The organism is Planctomycetaceae bacterium, assembly GCA_021371795.1.
Lineage (GTDB): Bacteria > Planctomycetota > Phycisphaerae > Sedimentisphaerales > UBA12454 > UBA12454.
Map to the genome: position 1 here is coordinate 65,620 of JAJFVK010000024.1, position 14,858 is coordinate 80,477.

Sequence of the window (14,858 nt, forward strand, 5' to 3'; positions counted from 1 at the left end):
TATTCCTTGACAACTGAAATTTAACTATAATTCTATTCACCTAAATATTTCAAAAGAATTGTTTTAAGTATTTTTTTTGATTCTTCAATGTCGATTTTTCTGCCAAGTTCTTTTTCAGCGGACGTCATTGTAACATTATCCAAACCACAGGGAACAATGAAATCAAAAATGCTTAAATCATTGCTGATATTTATCGCAATGCCGTGGAATGTAACCCATTTTTTTATCTGCACGCCGATTGACGCTATTTTCTTTTCGCCAACCCACAGGCCAGGGAAACCCTTTTTTGTTTCGCTCTTTACGCCAAGTGCTGCGAGAAATTCAATTCCATTTTTTTCAAGCAGATGGACATAGTCGCTTACGCCGAGGTTATGGTGCTTTAAATTTATAATCGGATAAATGACAAGCTGGCCGGGGTTGTGGGCTGTGCTTCCGCCGCCACGATGAATTGGAACTATTTCAATCCCTGACTTTTTTATGATTTCACTGCTCTTCAACAGCTTATTTTTTTCAGTTCTGACGCCAAGCGTAATCACAGGCGAATGCTCGACAATGAAGACTTTCTCTTCATCGCTGCCTGTCTGCAACTCGACTAACGCCTTTTCCTGCATCGCAAGAACAGTATTATAATCCCTTATTCCACAATCAATTATTTCTATTTTCATAATCTCAAACTGCGCATTATACGAAATCCCCCCCACAACCACAATAAAGGACTTATTGAAGAGTGCAGATTTTTAACGTTCCCCGAAGGGGTTTCCACTACGCTCCAACAACATCGAACTTCGAACGCTCAACATCCAATGTGGAATATTTTTCTTCACCCATTAAAAGCAATCCTAATAATTCAGAGATAAACATAGAATATTTAGATTTGATTTGTTTGGTTGTGGTGATAAAATACAGTTGGAGCGTTTTTTTACTTTCAATTAGTTTACAGGAGAAAAAAAATGACACGAATGTTTCTTTTAATTTTTTTACCATTGTACACTTTCAACCCACAGCACTATAACATCAAACAAACTCCTTTAACCAATGCACAAATATGGGCAATTGCAGCATCCAATGTTCAAATGGAAGCAAAACAACTAAGTTTTGACAGTCTGGCTGGGACGAAAATAACAGATATTACAATCAATAAAACGAAAAATATGCTCAAAAAATCGTGGGATATCAACGACAGAGAGAGTTTTCTGCAAAGTTTGAAAAATTTGCAGGGAGGCGGGCACAGCATTGAGTTTGAAACATACAAAAAATATCTATCAAGTAACGAACAATCCAAAGCAAGACTCAAAAGTGAATTTAATGATCCAGACTTCACATACAAATACGCAATCGTCAAAAAATACAGTAATTCGCTTGGAAGCAAAAGTCTTTACGGCTGGGACGCATCAAGATATATCTGCCTGTGCCGATACGGATATGTGTGTGGTTATATAAGCGAGGAAGAGGCATGGGAAAAAATAATGCCGATGGCAAAATTTATTCAAAAAACTTTCGATTCGTGGCGGGAACTCGGCAGGAACTATTTAATCGGCAGAGAATTCTGGTATCCCGGCAAAGAAGATTCCTACTTTTTCAAGGAAGCGTATTTGCGGCTGCTTGAAATGCCGGACAGTCCGTGGGTGAAACTGAAATGGAATTTACCTCTTGACGAGGAGAACTAAAAATGCTTAAGAAAATTTCAATACTAACGCTCTTTGTTATCTTATGTTCCGATATCCAGGCAAAACAAATCACGGTTCCAAAAGATTTTGACAGCATTCAAAAAGCAATCAACAATTCCGACGCCGAAGATGTTATCATTGTCCGAGCAGGTGTTTATGTTGAAGATTTGAATTCCAGCCGGCCACTGCGAATCGAGGGACAAAACAGCGAAAGCACTATAATTAAAGGCACAATTAAAATTAAAGCAAAAGATTTCAACAGTCCCGGCCGCAACAAAACAATAATAAAAAACATTTGCATAGATGCCAGTCAAACAGGAATTGAAGCCTGTGACTGCTGCGATGTGTTAATTGAGAATTGTATAGTAAAAAATGCCAACATGTATGGAATTGCGATATTATACAGCAAAAAAACCGAAGTGAAAAACTGCCGAGTGATTAATGGCAAAAAAATCGGGATTTACTGTAATACTATCAACGATTTATCTCTGGCAGATAATATTGCAATGAATTCCAGCGACCCCAAAGAAGGAAGTGGTTTCGGAATCTACTATGTCAAACAATGCTCGGTTACTAACAATAGAAACATAAACAACAAATCAACAGGAATGTATTTGTTCCAGGTGAGCACATCAACCATTAAAAACAATAAATGTAATGAAAATGGAAATGCGGGGATTTATTTGCACAACTGCGGCTACAGCGAGATTTCTGCAAATGAAGTTATGCAGAATGTAAATGGAATTGTAGCGTTCAGGGTAGAATGCAGGATTGAAAGTAATTTATGTATGAATAACGCTTACAACGGTATTTATGTGCGAGCCAGTGAAGAAAGTATTGCCCCCATTTCTGCTAACGGCGACAAAACAGACTGGTCAAACGTGAAAACACAAATAAGAAATAATTACTGCATAAATAACAAAATAAGAGGAATTTACCTTTACTACTTGAAAAAACCGGCGGTAATCGAAAAAAACATTTGTGAATACAACCAAAACAACGGCATCGAAATAGATAATTCATTTTCACCAGTATGTATTCGGGAAAATACTGTTCAATTCAATGCCCGCAACGGTATAGATGCTTCCAATTCAACTTTTATTTCCATCGAGGAGAATACAATCAAATATAACCTTAACGGAATTTCGTCAATGGAGATGCGGGACAAAGTAAATGTCATTAAAAATTCCATAAACAATAACTATCGTGACGGCATTTTTATCTGTGATGCTAAAGCGTCCATTGAATCCAACATTATAGAAAACAATAAACATGAAGGAATTTTTGTTTTTGGAGAACCCGGTTCATGGGCAAAAGTAAAAGGGAATATTCTCAAAGAAAATTATCGTATAGGAATCCATTTCGTAAATGGCGCAGCAGGCGAAATCATTGATAATGAGTGCACAGGGCACGACTGGAGTGGAATCGCAATTCGCGGTAAAAATACCAGCCCAATTGTTTCCGGAAATAAATGTTTCAAAAATAAATGCTGGGGTATAGCATATTGGGATGATGCTAAACCCAAAATATCAGATAATGTAACGGAAAATAATGGTCTTGGTTCTGTACAATATTGGGATAAATATGACAAATTAAACCTTTATGAAAATAGCGACTTTTAATGTAAATTCGATACGGTCACGAACACAAATTGTTCTCGATTGGCTCAAGGAGAACAAGCCGGATGCGCTGTGTTTGCAGGAGACGAAAGTTCAGGATAAAGATTTTCCGGCTGACGCATTCGCGGACAGCGGGTATGAATTTGTTTATAAAGGCGAGAAGAGCTATAACGGCGTTGCGATTTTCAGCAAACATAAAATCACCGATGTTCAATACGGATTAGACAGCGAGCCGAGCGACCCGGCCAGAATGATAAAAATAAAAACCGCGGACGTTACTATCATCAACACCTATATTCCACAGGGCTTCGAAATTGAATCTGAAAAATATCAATACAAACTCGACTGGTACAAAAGACTGCTGAAATATTTCAAAAGCAATTTTGAGCCGATAGACAAAATTTTATGGCTGGGCGATTTAAATATCGCTTATGAAGCCAAAGACGTGCACGACCCAAAAAGGCTCGATGGGTCAGTTTGCTTTAACAAAGAGCTATCAGGGGTCTTCAAGAAATTTATCGATTGGGGATTTGCGGATCTGTTCAGAAAATTCTGCACTGACGAAGGGCAATATTCATTTTGGGATTATCGCGAGCCGAACGGATTCAAACGCAACAGAGGCTGGCGGCTGGATTATATTATGGGAACTCCCCCGATGGCTAAAGCCTGCGTGAATTGCGTCATAGACAAAAAGCCGAGAACACTGGAAAAGCCCAGCGACCACACTCCGGTAGTCGCGGCGTTCGAGAAAATTTAATCTTCCTCGTTTCGCCTTTCCGAACCGCGGCGGCGCTCAGTGCCCGTATAGCCGCAGGAAATTTTGCGGCGATCGCCCTTCCGCCTGCGATCAATGACGTTGATATCCGCCATTATCTCAACTATTCTGTCGAAAACCGTTTTAGATGAATCAACTGTGCTCATAAATTCCATCCTTTAACTATATCTCGACAAAAAAACAGACTTTTAATAAATTTTTTCTTCCGCTGCCCCAACTATTCTACTGTCGGGCGGTGCGATTTGTCAACCTTTTGGGCGATTTTTTTTCCTCGGAATCTCTCTTCGGGTCAGAAGACAAATATTTTATCTCCGATTCCGTCAGCGACCTGTAACTGCCGAGGCTCATTCTGTCAATCGATATCCGTCCGATGTGCGTTCGCTTGAGCGAGGCGACTTTATAGCCGAGCCTTGCCATAATCCTCTGGATTTCGCGATTCAAGCCAAAACGAATCCTGATTTCCAACTGCGATTCACGTTCCGACGCCTTTAAAACCTTAATCTTCAACGGCGAAGTTTTGCCATCTGAAAGCCAAACGCCTCTCTTCAATTTATCGACAGCTTCATTCGTGATTTTGCCTTTAATCGTCGCTATATACGTTTTTTCAAGGCTATAACGCGGATGTGTCAGCCTGTCGGCAACAACAGAATCGTTTGTAAGTACAATAGCACCAGTGGTTTCGGTGTCTAATCTGCCGGCACAGAATATCCTGTCTTTTGTGTCGATTAAATCAATCGCCTTTCGCTTGCCTGCCGGGTCATCGTTGGTACAAATGACGCCTTTGGGCTTATTCAGCAGGTAATAAACCTTTTTTTTGGGCTTTTGGATTCGTCTGCCGTCAACGGTAATGTTATCCTCATCAGCATCCGCGAACGCCGGCATCGTATCAACTATCTTGCCATTGACGCGGACTGCACCCTGAAGTATCAATTCTTCACACCTTCGGCGTGAATCTATACCTGCCGCAGCGAGAATTCTTTGTAATCGTTCTTTTGCCATTATTTAACCCTCAAAACGTTGCAGATTCGCAAAACAAAACCGAGAAAATTGTTCAAAAAACGGATTTCTCCGCTTCATTCACCCTAACGGGTTCATTCCGGTCGAAATGACGAAGTACTGCAAAGTAAAAAAATACACCTATAACTATACTCAAATTAAAGCACTTACGCCAATAGAACTTTGATAATTTAGGTAAATTTTTGTTGACTAAACGCCTGTTAATGACGATAATGTAGTACTTTGGCATAATCGTAAGTATATAATACCACAGGTATTTTTTAATAACGCGTCGAACAGTTGGTAAGTCATTACGCCAGCTTCGCTAAACCGCGAATTACGAGCGTAGTTATTTAAGCCCTTTGGTATAAGTTAACTGATTTAATAAAAATCCGAGTAATATCCCTTCAGGAGATTATAAATGGCGGTCGGACGGCAAGAACAAGGCAGCGGATTACTTTACACAGCAATTATATTTGTAGGCTTAACACTTGTATCACTCGTTGCGGCGATAATCTTCGGCGTTAAGGCGGGCGATTTGCGAGACCAGCTTACTCAAAGCCAGCAGCAGCTCGACGAGATGGCGACATCTTCGGAGGTATCCAGTATCGGCACAATTGTCGGCCAGAAACAAGGCGGCGACAGCAGAGTTCGCCAGCTTATCAGTCTGCTGGATAACACATATAAAATGAATACCGGCCTCGCTCCGCAGGAAACAAGCGCTGAAGCGAAAGCTATCGAACTTCAGTCAAAATACAACGACATCCTTGCTAAACTTCCAAAAGAATTTGATATCACAACAGCACCAAACGATGTCAACGCACCGGGAATTTTCAGAATCGTTGACATTTACGACAACAAACTCAAACTGAAAAACTCATCTATCGAACAGCTCAACGGTCAAATCGCAAGTCTCAACGACGACCTTGACGCAGCCAAACTCGGAGCAAAGAACAGAGAACAGGAACTTCTTGCACAGTTAGGCATCGTTCGTCAGGACGCAAATTCCGTTCAGGCAAGCTATAATCAGCTCCGCGATCTGATGAGCAAAAAAGCTGACGAGCAGATGCAGGCTATGATTCAGCAAAGAGAAGATGCGATAAACGAAAGGAATAAAAGCAAACAGGAACTGCTGGAAGCTGCAAGCAAACTACAAGTAACTCAAAACAGACTTGAAGACTCGCTTGGCAAACTTAACGCTATCAAGCCAAGACCGAAAGAAGACATCGCTGCGTATAATATCGACGGCCATATCATTTCGGTAGATGTCCAGTCGAATATCGTCTTTATCGATATCGGCAGCGACAGCAAAGTATATGCGGGTCTGACTTTTGCCGTTTATGACAGAAGCGCACCTGTTCCGACCGACGGCACAAGCAAAGGCGAAATTGAAATTTTCGACGTCGCTAAAAATACCGCGACCGCGAGAATTGTAACAATGAGCAAGAGAAATCCAATCGCTGACGGCGACGTAATTATCAACCTTATCTGGGACAGCAAAGCAGTCAACAGATTCGTTATCGCCGGCGACTTCGATTTCAACGGCGACGGTTATGTCGATGCAGACGGCGCAAGCAAAATCGCACAGCTTGTCGAAAACTGGGGCGGCAAAGTTGAAGATGGCGTAACAATCGATACCGACTACGTTGTGCTCGGAAATGAACCGCAGTTTAAGAAAAAACCAAGTCTGGATGATGTGGAAGCTGACCCGCTGGCCAATGAAAAATACGACGCTTCAGTCGCGGCTAAAGAAAAATATAACGATGCCATAAAACAATCAAAGGATTTGTATATTCCGATTTTTAATCTCAAGAGATTCCTGAACTTCGCAGGCTACGAAGCTCTTGCGGCAAAAAGCAAATAATCTATATTGGTTCGATGCCAATCGAGGCGATATATACCTCGCCGGTGTATTCGATTGAGCACGGATTCATAAAACCTTTTTTGGCGGCGACAAATGTAACTGTCGCAACCGCTTTTATGGCTGTGTTCAAAGGCGTTCCATTATCGCAATCCAAACCAGATGGAATATCAACGGCTATAACAGGTTTCTTCAATTCGTTCATGGCATTTATTATCGCAGCAAATTCAGTTTTCAATTCGCCTGACAAGCCGGTTCCAAAAATCGCATCGACAATTAAATTACAACTTCCCGCTAATGTTTTTACCTGCTCGGCTTGCGTCAGTTCTTGAATTTCAATTCCGATATTATTCGCGATGTTATAATTTACCAACGCATCGCCTTTGATTTTCGCTGCTGAACCGCACAAAACAGTATTCACATTGTAACCGGCATTTTTTAGGAGACGTGCAATTACAAAGCCATCGCCGCCGTTGTTGCCGGTGCCGCAGAAAATGCAAACCTTCGAGCCGCCCCGCTTTTTCAGTTCCTGGATTATGATTTCGCAGCATCCTCTGCCAGCATTTTCCATAAGCACAACGCCCTGCACACCAAGCGTTCCAATAGCCCATGCGTCAACGTCGCGCACCTGTTGGCGAGTCATTACCTTGTCATTTTGTCGGTTAAATTTCTTTACCATTCTAATGATTATACTGTTACGCAATAAAGCTTCAAGAATTGATGTTGAATATTTATAGTTTGGCGGTACATTAATGCTATGAATATTTTATTGACAAATGACGATGGAATTACGGCCGAAGGAATCGCAGCGGCATACAAAGAATTAGCCAAAATAGGCGATGTTACGGTCGTTGCGCCGTCCGGCAGGATGAGCGGAGCAGGACACAGCATTACCGTTTTTGAGCCGTTAGTCTGCGAAAAGGTTAAAATCAAAAACCTGTTTACAGGCTACAGCGTGAGCGGTTCGCCGGCAGATTGCGTTAAGCTGGCTCTTATGGAGCTTTGCCCAACCAAACCCGACCTTGTCGTCAGCGGAATAAATCACGGAGCGAACGTCGGTATAAACGTTTACTATTCAGGCACAGTCGCGGCGGCAATGGAAGCGGCGTTTTACGGAATGCCGGCTATCGCGTTGAGCGCCGTTAATGAACAAGATACGGATTTCGACTGTGCGGCAGGGTATTGTGCCAAAGTTGTAAAAAAATTACTGCCGCTGACTATCCCCGGCGTAATTAATATTAACATTCCCGCCCTGTCGAAAGGCAAACCAAAGGGACTGAAAATTGTTCCGCAGTCAACGATGGGCTTCAACGAACATTACATCAAAACGCAAAATGAAAACGGTCAAATGCTGTATCAGCTTGCCGGCGGTCAGTACCGCGATGTAGATTTGCCGAGCGATACACTTGTTCTGGACGACGGGTTTATCACGGTAACGTCGCTCGGCTTCGATATGACGGATTACAAGGGAATGGAAAAACTCCATCAAATAAATTTACAAGGATAAAAAATGGCTGCTAAAAAAAGTCAGATTTGTATTTGTACGGTTACAGGAAAAGACAGAGTAGGCATCATCGCAAAACTGGCCGTGGCAATGTCCAAAGCGAATATCAACATCGTCGATGTAAATCAGAAAATCATGGAAAATTATTTCGTAATGACAATGGCGTGCGATATCGCAAAGGCGACTATAACATTGCCGCAAATTCATAAAATATTAGACAAAATCGCCGATGAACTGAAACTGAAAATCAACTTCCAAGACGAATCCATCTTCAAAATGATGCATCGGGTCTAAAGCTGTTCCCGATTCCCGAAAAAATATTAAATTCGCGGAATTTTACTTTCGTAATCGAAAATGATGAAATTATGTCAATTTCTCACTTTTCTAAGTGAAAAATTTCGCTATAATACCTTGCAATGGTTACAGGGATACTGACAATTCTCAAGTCAATTTTCTATAACTAATTTATTTAAAAGCACTTGCACCCGTAGCTCAACTGGATAGAGCGCCGGCCTACGAAGCCAGAGGTTACAGGTTCGACTCCTGTCGGGCGCATTATTTTTAGCCGCGAAGGCACTAAGTCACTAAATATTAAGTATATATTTCTTTGTGCCTTGGTCTCTTAGTGGCTATTTTTTTTAAGGAAATAAAATGGAAAATAAAGATTTTTCTCAAATGATACTCGGAAGAGCCGCATCACTTTATAAGCACATCGTTCTGCCCGAAGGCGAAGACCCAAGAACAATTGAAGCCGCCAAGAAGATGGCCGACAGGAAAATGGCCAAACTCACCCTGCTCGGCGATGAAAAGAAAATCGGCGACGAGCTGAAAAAAATCGGCGCAAACACAACAAACATCACAGTCATCAATCCTAAAACAAGTCCAAAACTGAAAGAATACGCAGATAAATTTTATGAACTGCGCAAGAGCAAAGGCGTTACTCCGGAACAGGCACTGAAAACTGTTACTGACGAAGTATATTTCGCAACGATGATGGTTAAGGTCGGCGAAGTTGACGGCCTTGTCAGCGGTGCGGTACATTCGACTCCGGACACTGTTCGCCCTGCTCTGCAAATCATCAAGGCAGCCAAAGGTGTCGAGACAGTTTCGAGCATGTTCTTTATGACAAAAGGCGACACAACATTACTGTACGCTGATTCAGGTTTGAATCAGGACCCAACAGCAGAACAGCTTGCGGACATCGCGCTGACAACTGCACGAACAGCAAAACAATTCGGCATCGTTCCAAAAATCGCGATGCTTTCATATTCGACAAAAGGCTCGGCCAAAGGCACCGGCCCGGACAAAATGATTAAGGCAACCGAACTTGCCAAAGCCAAACTCGAAAAGGAATTCGACGGCGAATACGCAATTGACGGCGAACTGCAATTCGATGCCGCTTTCGTACCAAGTGTCGCTGCGAAAAAAGCACCCGGCAGTCCACTGAAAGGTCAAGCTAATGTTTTCATTTTCCCTGATTTGGGCGTTGGAAATATTTGCTACAAGTCAACAGAAAGACTGGCAGGCTATGCCGCTTACGGCCCAATCTTGCAGGGTATCGCAAAACCTGTGAACGATTTGTCCCGCGGCTGCAACAGCGATGATATCGTCGCGGCAGCGGCTATCACAGCAATACAATCGGTTGGATAATTTTAAATTTTGAATTTTTAATTTTGAGTTAATTAAAAATTAAGCATTAATAATTAAAAATTACCGGCTTGTTATTTTATGCCAACGGAAAGACACTTCGTTATTCATAAGCACACCCGCGGCGATGATATCCACTGGGATTTAATGATAGAGTACGGTGATGTCTTAAAAACATGGCGATTGGATAATCCGCCAGAAAAACTGGCAAGCGAAAAGACAAAAGCAACCCCAATTCAAGACCATGACAAAAAATTCCTCACATATCAAGGCTCCGTCAATAATGGCACCGGTACCGCTGAAATCGTCGATGAGGGAACCTGTACAATCAAATCGGATGATGGTAAAATATTACAAGTTTCTTTTACAGGGAAGATTTTGAGAAAACAAATTACGTTAGAGGGATAAATTATGAGCGATGAAAAAATTATTGAGAGAGATGACAAGCTGGTTAAGAGTGAAAAATCCTGGCGGCGAGCTCGTATCGGGGCTATTTGCTTGGGAACAATTTATGTTTTATTTTTTTTGATTGCTTTAAAAGAACGGCCATCATTTCCAGGTGAAGCTATTCGTTCTCTGGCAATAGGAGCTGTTTTCTGGTTGGTAATCATTGATTGGCTTAACTTAAGATTAAGCCATATTGCTTCCATCAAACTTTACAGAGGCAAAATAAATAATCCGTGAAATCTGTGATTAATAATTAAAACTGGATTTCCATTTTTTGCAATTCGTTGAGCAGTTTGTCCGGCCCCTGATAATTGATTGCGTTAAAGCCGAGGGAATTGCCGATATCCGTATATTCCTGAATATCATCGATATAAACGCATTTTTCGGCGGGCAGTTTCAGTTTTTTCAGCACATCGTCGTAGATTTTTCTGTCCGGCTTAACCGCGCCGGCCTCGTGCGAAAGCGTCAGCACATCAAACAGGCCAATCACTTCCATATTTCTTATCTGGCTCTCGAAATCCCATACGTTGGTGTTTGACAACAAGCCGAGTTTGTATTTCGGCTTCAATTTTTTTATCAGTTCGAAAGTTTCCGGAATCGGCGTGAAAATATCCGTATGCGCATCGATAAATTCTGATTTGCTGATAGACAGGCCGCAGGTCTTGACGACTTCGCGGTAAAATTCATCGCCTGTAACTTTACCAGATTCAAATCTTACGCGGATATCCGTATCGCAAAAAATTAATTTGCGAAGCTGTCCGACAGTCTTATCGCAATGCCTCGTAAGTTTTTCGAGAAAAATATTATGATCGAATTTGCAGATAACATTGCCAAAATCAAATATAAACGCCTCAATCATTTTTTGCCTGCGAGATATTCGTTAATCGCCGCCGCGGCAGTACGCCCCTGCCCCATCGCTAAAATAACCGTCGCTGCCCCCAAAACAATATCTCCGCCAGCGTAAACGCCATCGAGCGAAGTCTTGCATTTTTCATCGACAACAATATTGCCCCATTTGTTCAGCGTAAGGCCTTGCGTGGTTTGGCCGATGAGAGGATTTGCACCGTTACCAATCGCGACGACAACCGTATCGACATCAATCGTAAACTCCGAACCTTCTATCGGCACAGGTCTGCGTCTTCCCGATGCGTCCGGTTCGCCAAGTTCGTATTTCAAACACTCAATGCCGCAGACAACGCCATCCGCATTGCCGAGGAGTCGTTTGGGATTGCGCAATAAATGAAATTCAACGCCCTCTTCTTTTGCGTGGTGAACTTCTTCAACTCGAGCGGGCATTTCCTTTTCGCTTCTGCGGTAAATCAAATATACATGTTCCGCACCGAGCCGAACAGCGGTTCTGGCTGAATCCATCGCGACGTTTCCGCCGCCAACAACCGCGACGCGTTTGGACATCGCAATCGGCGTATCGGCTCCTTTGCCGAAATCATACGCACGCATTAAATTCGCGCGAGTCAAATATTCATTAGCGCTGTAAACGCCGACGAGGTGTTCGCCTTCGATATTCATAAACATCGGCAGGCCTGCACCTACGCCGATATAAACAGCGTCAAAGCCGTCTTTTTCCATCAAATCTTTTATAGTCTTCGTTCTGCCGGCGACAAAATTGCAAATAATTTCAACGCCCATTTTTTTAAGCCCTTCGATTTCCTCCTGCACAATAGCCTTCGGCAGACGAAATTCCGGAATGCCGTAAACCATTACGCCGCCGGGCTTGTGAAACGCTTCAAATACCGTAACTTCGTGGCCTGCTCTGCGGACGTCTGTTGCAACGACGATACCGCCTGGGCCTGCGCCAAGAATCGCAACTTTTTTACCAGTTGACGGCGCAACTGGCGGAACTGATTTTTCTTTTTGCTTTCTGCCCCAATCGGCTACAAACCTTTCGAGTCTGCCGATTGAAACTGACTTTTCAACATCTTTGAATTTTTTGCCGACTGTGCACGGAAGCTGGCACTGGACTTCCTGCGGACAAACTCGACCGCAAACCGCGGGCAGCAGTGAATTTTCTCTGATAATATCAAGTGCCTTCTGGAAATCGCCTTCGACAATTTGAGCGATAAAGTCTTTAATTTTGATTTTTACCGGGCAGCCTTCCATACACGGCGCATTCTTACAGCCCAGACACCGCAGAGCTTCGAGTCTTGCCTGCGTTTCAGTGTAGCCAATCGCGACTTCGTCAACGTTCGACCGGCGAGCAACGCCATCCTGCTGCGGCATTGCCTGCGAAGGAATATTGTATCTGTCGGCCGGTTTTAATATGCCTGCTTTATGCTTCTTCAAAAGTTCGTCAAGTAATTGCTGGTCGTTCAATTTATTATCCTTTTCGCCACCGAGTATATATTAAAGCGTAGATTCCCGCCTGCGCGGGAATGACATTTATTTATCCAGCCCGATTCTGCATTTGTGTTTATATTCTTCCATTGCGGCCTGTTCCTGCTTTTTATACGCGGTCATTCGTTTCATCATAAGGTCGAAATTCACCAGGTGTCCGTCAAACTCCGGGCCGTCAACGCAGACAAATTTTGTCTGGCCGCCAACTTCGACTCTGCATCCGCCGCACATTCCTGTGCCGTCAATCATAATCGTATTCAGCGAAACAACCGTCGGCACATTATGCTTTTGCGTAGTCGCACAGCAGAACTTCATCATTATCGTCGGGCCTATCGCGACAACCAAATCAACTTTCTGCAACTGACATATCTCGTCAAGCGGAACCGTTACAACAGCTTTTCGGCCGTAAGAGCCATCGTCTGTAACTATTATTACTTCATCGCTGACAACTCTGAAATCGTCTTCGAGAATCAGCAGGCTTTTGTTTCTTGCGCCTAAAATACTTATGACTTTATTTCCCGCCTGCTTCATAGCTTTTGCAATCGGAAGCAAAGGAGCGTTTCCAATACCGCCGCCGACACAGACCACCGTGCCAAACTTTTCTACGTGTGTGGGCCTGCCCAGCGGGCCAAGTATATTCTCAACTTCATCGCCGACCTGAAGGTTACCAAGTTCGGCAGTACTCTTGCCAACCGCCTGCCAAATTAAACAAATTGTTCCTTTTTTCTGGTCAGTACCGGCAACAGTCAAAGGGATGCGTTCGCTGTAAGTGGTTTTCAGGCAAACGATTACAAATTGCCCTGCTTTTGCGGCCGATGCGACCAGCGGAGCCTCGATGTCGGCCATATAGACATCCGGACATAACTGCTGTTTTGACAATAACTTATGTGCCAAGTTACACTACCTTTCTCTTGTCGGAATCAAAGAGCGAAATTATGGCCTATTTGTGCAAATTGGTCAAGTAATTATACCGCTTTCGCAGACAAAAATTACTTTTTTGAATACGAAAACAAACAATTTATGTCTTTGTCATAAAAAATATTCAAAAATTACTTGCTGACTCGAAGTCTTTGCTGTATAGTGATTTGCGGTTTGTTTTAAATGTAAATTATCGTATGTTATGCAGCCTAATTGCAGCTTAAAAAATTAATTTGAAAACTCTCTGTACGAGGTACACTATGGGAACAGTAACAAAGAAAGAATTAATTGATAGAATTGCAGAACAAACACAGGCCAAAAGGGTCGTTGTCAAGCGAGTAGTTCAGTCGTTCCTTGACGAGATTATTTCCGAACTTATTGGAAATAACCGTCTGGAATTCCGCGACTTCGGAGTTTTCGAAGTTCGTACCCGTGAGGCCAGAGTAGCTCAAAATCCCAAGACGCTCGAAAGAGTCGAAGTACCCGCAAAACGTACAGTAAAGTTCAAGATGGGCCGGCTTATGAAAGAAAAGCTCGGCGGCGATGACGACGACAGCGTGTCAGAAGATACACAGGCATAATATTTTAAATCAAACGGCAGAATTCATTTGCCGTTTTTCAGTGAAGGAAAGTACCCATGGCAGAGGGAGTAGTAAAATGGTTCGACCCTAAAAAGGGTTACGGCTTTATCGACGGCAACGGCAAACCAGATGTTTTCGTACACCACACTGGCTTCAAAGAAAAAACTCTCAAAATCCTCAACGAAGGCGATACCGTCAGCTATGAAATCGGTCAGGGCGACAAAGGCCCCCGCGCTGAAAATGTAGAACTCCTTGAAAAAAAATAAACATTTCTAATGCGCAAGTTCGTATTAATTTACGCAATTTTTTAAAAATTCACGCATGGGAATAATTGCGCACATTTTTTCTTCTGAGGTGCTAAACGAATGACGGACACTCGGACGGAGGGTATAATACCCCCAGAAAGGAGTGTCCAACATGGCACAGTACAAACATTACAGTAAAGATTTCAAGTTACAGGCGGCAAAACTCGTCACAGAACAAGGCTATTC

The 14,858-nt window shown here is 42.8% G+C and carries 18 protein-coding genes and 1 tRNA gene; 12 read left to right on the plus strand and 7 right to left on the minus strand.

Features of this window, described 5'->3' with window-relative positions:
- Positions 1-32: 32 nt before the first annotated feature.
- Entirely contained in the window at positions 33-701 is a 669-nt protein-coding gene (lipB, locus tag LLF92_12005; GenBank protein MCE5341829.1) for a lipoyl(octanoyl) transferase LipB, read from the minus strand.
- 249 nt (positions 702-950) lie between these two features.
- Here lipB and LLF92_12010 point away from each other — a divergent pair, with 249 nt between their 5' ends.
- From LLF92_12010 to xth, 3 genes are read left to right on the plus strand one after another with little or no spacing between them, the layout of a single operon-like run.
- Complete coding sequence (locus tag LLF92_12010; GenBank protein MCE5341830.1) at positions 951-1,667, plus strand: DUF1266 domain-containing protein; 717 nt, start codon at positions 951-953, stop codon at positions 1,665-1,667.
- Positions 1,668-1,669: 2 nt separating this feature from the next.
- Positions 1,670-3,289: a right-handed parallel beta-helix repeat-containing protein gene (locus tag LLF92_12015; protein ID MCE5341831.1), complete on the plus strand. Its 1,620-nt coding sequence runs from the start codon at positions 1,670-1,672 to the stop codon at positions 3,287-3,289.
- The gene (gene xth, locus LLF92_12020) at positions 3,270-4,043 is read left to right on the plus strand and encodes an exodeoxyribonuclease III (protein MCE5341832.1); all 774 of its coding nucleotides are present in this window, start codon (positions 3,270-3,272) and stop codon (positions 4,041-4,043) included. The genes LLF92_12015 and xth overlap by 20 nt, the downstream gene beginning before the upstream one ends.
- Here the strand turns inward: xth and LLF92_12025 are convergent.
- Both LLF92_12025 and LLF92_12030 read right to left on the minus strand, forming a co-directional pair.
- The gene (locus tag LLF92_12025) at positions 4,040-4,207 is read right to left on the minus strand and encodes a hypothetical protein (protein ID MCE5341833.1); all 168 of its coding nucleotides are present in this window, start codon (positions 4,205-4,207) and stop codon (positions 4,040-4,042) included. The genes xth and LLF92_12025 overlap by 4 nt on opposite strands.
- Positions 4,208-4,283: 76 nt before the next feature.
- Positions 4,284-5,060, minus strand: coding sequence for an rRNA pseudouridine synthase (locus LLF92_12030; protein MCE5341834.1), 777 nt, complete (start codon positions 5,058-5,060; stop codon positions 4,284-4,286).
- 418 nt (positions 5,061-5,478) lie between these two features.
- Between LLF92_12030 and LLF92_12035 the strand changes: the two genes are divergently transcribed.
- Positions 5,479-6,921 (plus strand): hypothetical protein, encoded by a 1,443-nt coding sequence (locus tag LLF92_12035; GenBank protein MCE5341835.1) that lies wholly within the window; start codon positions 5,479-5,481, stop codon positions 6,919-6,921.
- 1 nt (position 6,922) lies between these two features.
- Here LLF92_12035 and LLF92_12040 read toward each other — a convergent pair whose 3' ends face one another.
- A complete protein-coding gene (locus tag LLF92_12040; GenBank protein ID MCE5341836.1) occupies positions 6,923-7,597 on the minus strand; it encodes an NAD(P)H-hydrate epimerase in 675 nt (224 codons plus the stop codon).
- A 78-nt stretch (positions 7,598-7,675) separates the two neighbouring features.
- Between LLF92_12040 and surE the strand changes: the two genes are divergently transcribed.
- The 6 genes from surE (at position 7,676) to LLF92_12070 (ending at position 10,753) form a co-directional block, all read left to right on the plus strand.
- The gene (gene surE / locus LLF92_12045) at positions 7,676-8,425 is read left to right on the plus strand and encodes a 5'/3'-nucleotidase SurE (GenBank protein MCE5341837.1); all 750 of its coding nucleotides are present in this window, start codon (positions 7,676-7,678) and stop codon (positions 8,423-8,425) included.
- A 3-nt stretch (positions 8,426-8,428) separates the two neighbouring features.
- Positions 8,429-8,716: an ACT domain-containing protein gene (locus LLF92_12050; GenBank protein MCE5341838.1), complete on the plus strand. Its 288-nt coding sequence runs from the start codon at positions 8,429-8,431 to the stop codon at positions 8,714-8,716.
- A 187-nt stretch (positions 8,717-8,903) separates the two neighbouring features.
- Positions 8,904-8,977 (plus strand) — tRNA-Arg (locus tag LLF92_12055).
- Between the two features lie 96 nt (positions 8,978-9,073).
- Complete coding sequence (gene pta, locus LLF92_12060; protein MCE5341839.1) at positions 9,074-10,072, plus strand: phosphate acetyltransferase; 999 nt, start codon at positions 9,074-9,076, stop codon at positions 10,070-10,072.
- Positions 10,073-10,150: 78 nt separating this feature from the next.
- On the plus strand, positions 10,151-10,477 hold the full coding sequence (locus LLF92_12065) for a hypothetical protein (protein MCE5341840.1): 327 nt from the start codon (positions 10,151-10,153) through the stop codon (positions 10,475-10,477).
- Positions 10,478-10,480: 3 nt separating this feature from the next.
- Positions 10,481-10,753: a hypothetical protein gene (locus LLF92_12070; protein ID MCE5341841.1), complete on the plus strand. Its 273-nt coding sequence runs from the start codon at positions 10,481-10,483 to the stop codon at positions 10,751-10,753.
- 16 nt (positions 10,754-10,769) lie between these two features.
- Here LLF92_12070 and LLF92_12075 read toward each other — a convergent pair whose 3' ends face one another.
- The 3 genes from LLF92_12075 to LLF92_12085 form a co-directional block, all read right to left on the minus strand.
- On the minus strand, positions 10,770-11,375 hold the full coding sequence (locus LLF92_12075) for an HAD family phosphatase (protein MCE5341842.1): 606 nt from the start codon (positions 11,373-11,375) through the stop codon (positions 10,770-10,772).
- Complete coding sequence (gltA, locus tag LLF92_12080; protein ID MCE5341843.1) at positions 11,372-12,847, minus strand: NADPH-dependent glutamate synthase; 1,476 nt, start codon at positions 12,845-12,847, stop codon at positions 11,372-11,374. Before gltA ends, LLF92_12075 begins: the two co-directional genes overlap by 4 nt.
- 66 nt (positions 12,848-12,913) lie before the next feature.
- Positions 12,914-13,762, minus strand: coding sequence for a sulfide/dihydroorotate dehydrogenase-like FAD/NAD-binding protein (locus LLF92_12085; protein MCE5341844.1), 849 nt, complete (start codon positions 13,760-13,762; stop codon positions 12,914-12,916).
- A 284-nt stretch (positions 13,763-14,046) separates the two neighbouring features.
- Here LLF92_12085 and LLF92_12090 point away from each other — a divergent pair, with 284 nt between their 5' ends.
- On the plus strand, positions 14,047-14,367 hold the full coding sequence (locus LLF92_12090; GenBank protein MCE5341845.1) for an integration host factor subunit beta: 321 nt from the start codon (positions 14,047-14,049) through the stop codon (positions 14,365-14,367).
- 56 nt (positions 14,368-14,423) lie between these two features.
- A complete protein-coding gene (locus tag LLF92_12095) occupies positions 14,424-14,633 on the plus strand; it encodes a cold shock domain-containing protein (GenBank protein MCE5341846.1) in 210 nt (69 codons plus the stop codon).
- Positions 14,634-14,858 lie beyond the last annotated feature (225 nt).

Bases quoted from the DNA above. Each gene is read 5' to 3' on its own strand.
- LLF92_12015 (MCE5341831.1), top strand. From the start codon at position 1,670: ATGCTTAAGAAAATTTCAATACTAACGCTCTTTGTTATCTTATGTTCC.
- LLF92_12035 (MCE5341835.1), top strand. From the start codon at position 5,479: ATGGCGGTCGGACGGCAAGAACAAGGCAGCGGATTACTTTACACAGCA.
- LLF92_12070 (MCE5341841.1), top strand. From the start codon at position 10,481: ATGAGCGATGAAAAAATTATTGAGAGAGATGACAAGCTGGTTAAGAGT.
- LLF92_12025 (MCE5341833.1), bottom strand. From the start codon at position 4,207: ATGAGCACAGTTGATTCATCTAAAACGGTTTTCGACAGAATAGTTGAG.
- LLF92_12050 (MCE5341838.1), top strand. From the start codon at position 8,429: ATGGCTGCTAAAAAAAGTCAGATTTGTATTTGTACGGTTACAGGAAAA.
- pta (MCE5341839.1), top strand. From the start codon at position 9,074: ATGGAAAATAAAGATTTTTCTCAAATGATACTCGGAAGAGCCGCATCA.
- LLF92_12030 (MCE5341834.1), bottom strand. From the start codon at position 5,060: ATGGCAAAAGAACGATTACAAAGAATTCTCGCTGCGGCAGGTATAGAT.
- LLF92_12040 (MCE5341836.1), bottom strand. From the start codon at position 7,597: ATGGTAAAGAAATTTAACCGACAAAATGACAAGGTAATGACTCGCCAA.
- LLF92_12090 (MCE5341845.1), top strand. From the start codon at position 14,047: ATGGGAACAGTAACAAAGAAAGAATTAATTGATAGAATTGCAGAACAA.
- surE (MCE5341837.1), top strand. From the start codon at position 7,676: ATGAATATTTTATTGACAAATGACGATGGAATTACGGCCGAAGGAATC.
- LLF92_12065 (MCE5341840.1), top strand. From the start codon at position 10,151: ATGCCAACGGAAAGACACTTCGTTATTCATAAGCACACCCGCGGCGAT.
- LLF92_12075 (MCE5341842.1), bottom strand. From the start codon at position 11,375: ATGATTGAGGCGTTTATATTTGATTTTGGCAATGTTATCTGCAAATTC.
- LLF92_12095 (MCE5341846.1), top strand. From the start codon at position 14,424: ATGGCAGAGGGAGTAGTAAAATGGTTCGACCCTAAAAAGGGTTACGGC.
- LLF92_12010 (MCE5341830.1), top strand. From the start codon at position 951: ATGACACGAATGTTTCTTTTAATTTTTTTACCATTGTACACTTTCAAC.
- xth (MCE5341832.1), top strand. From the start codon at position 3,270: ATGAAAATAGCGACTTTTAATGTAAATTCGATACGGTCACGAACACAA.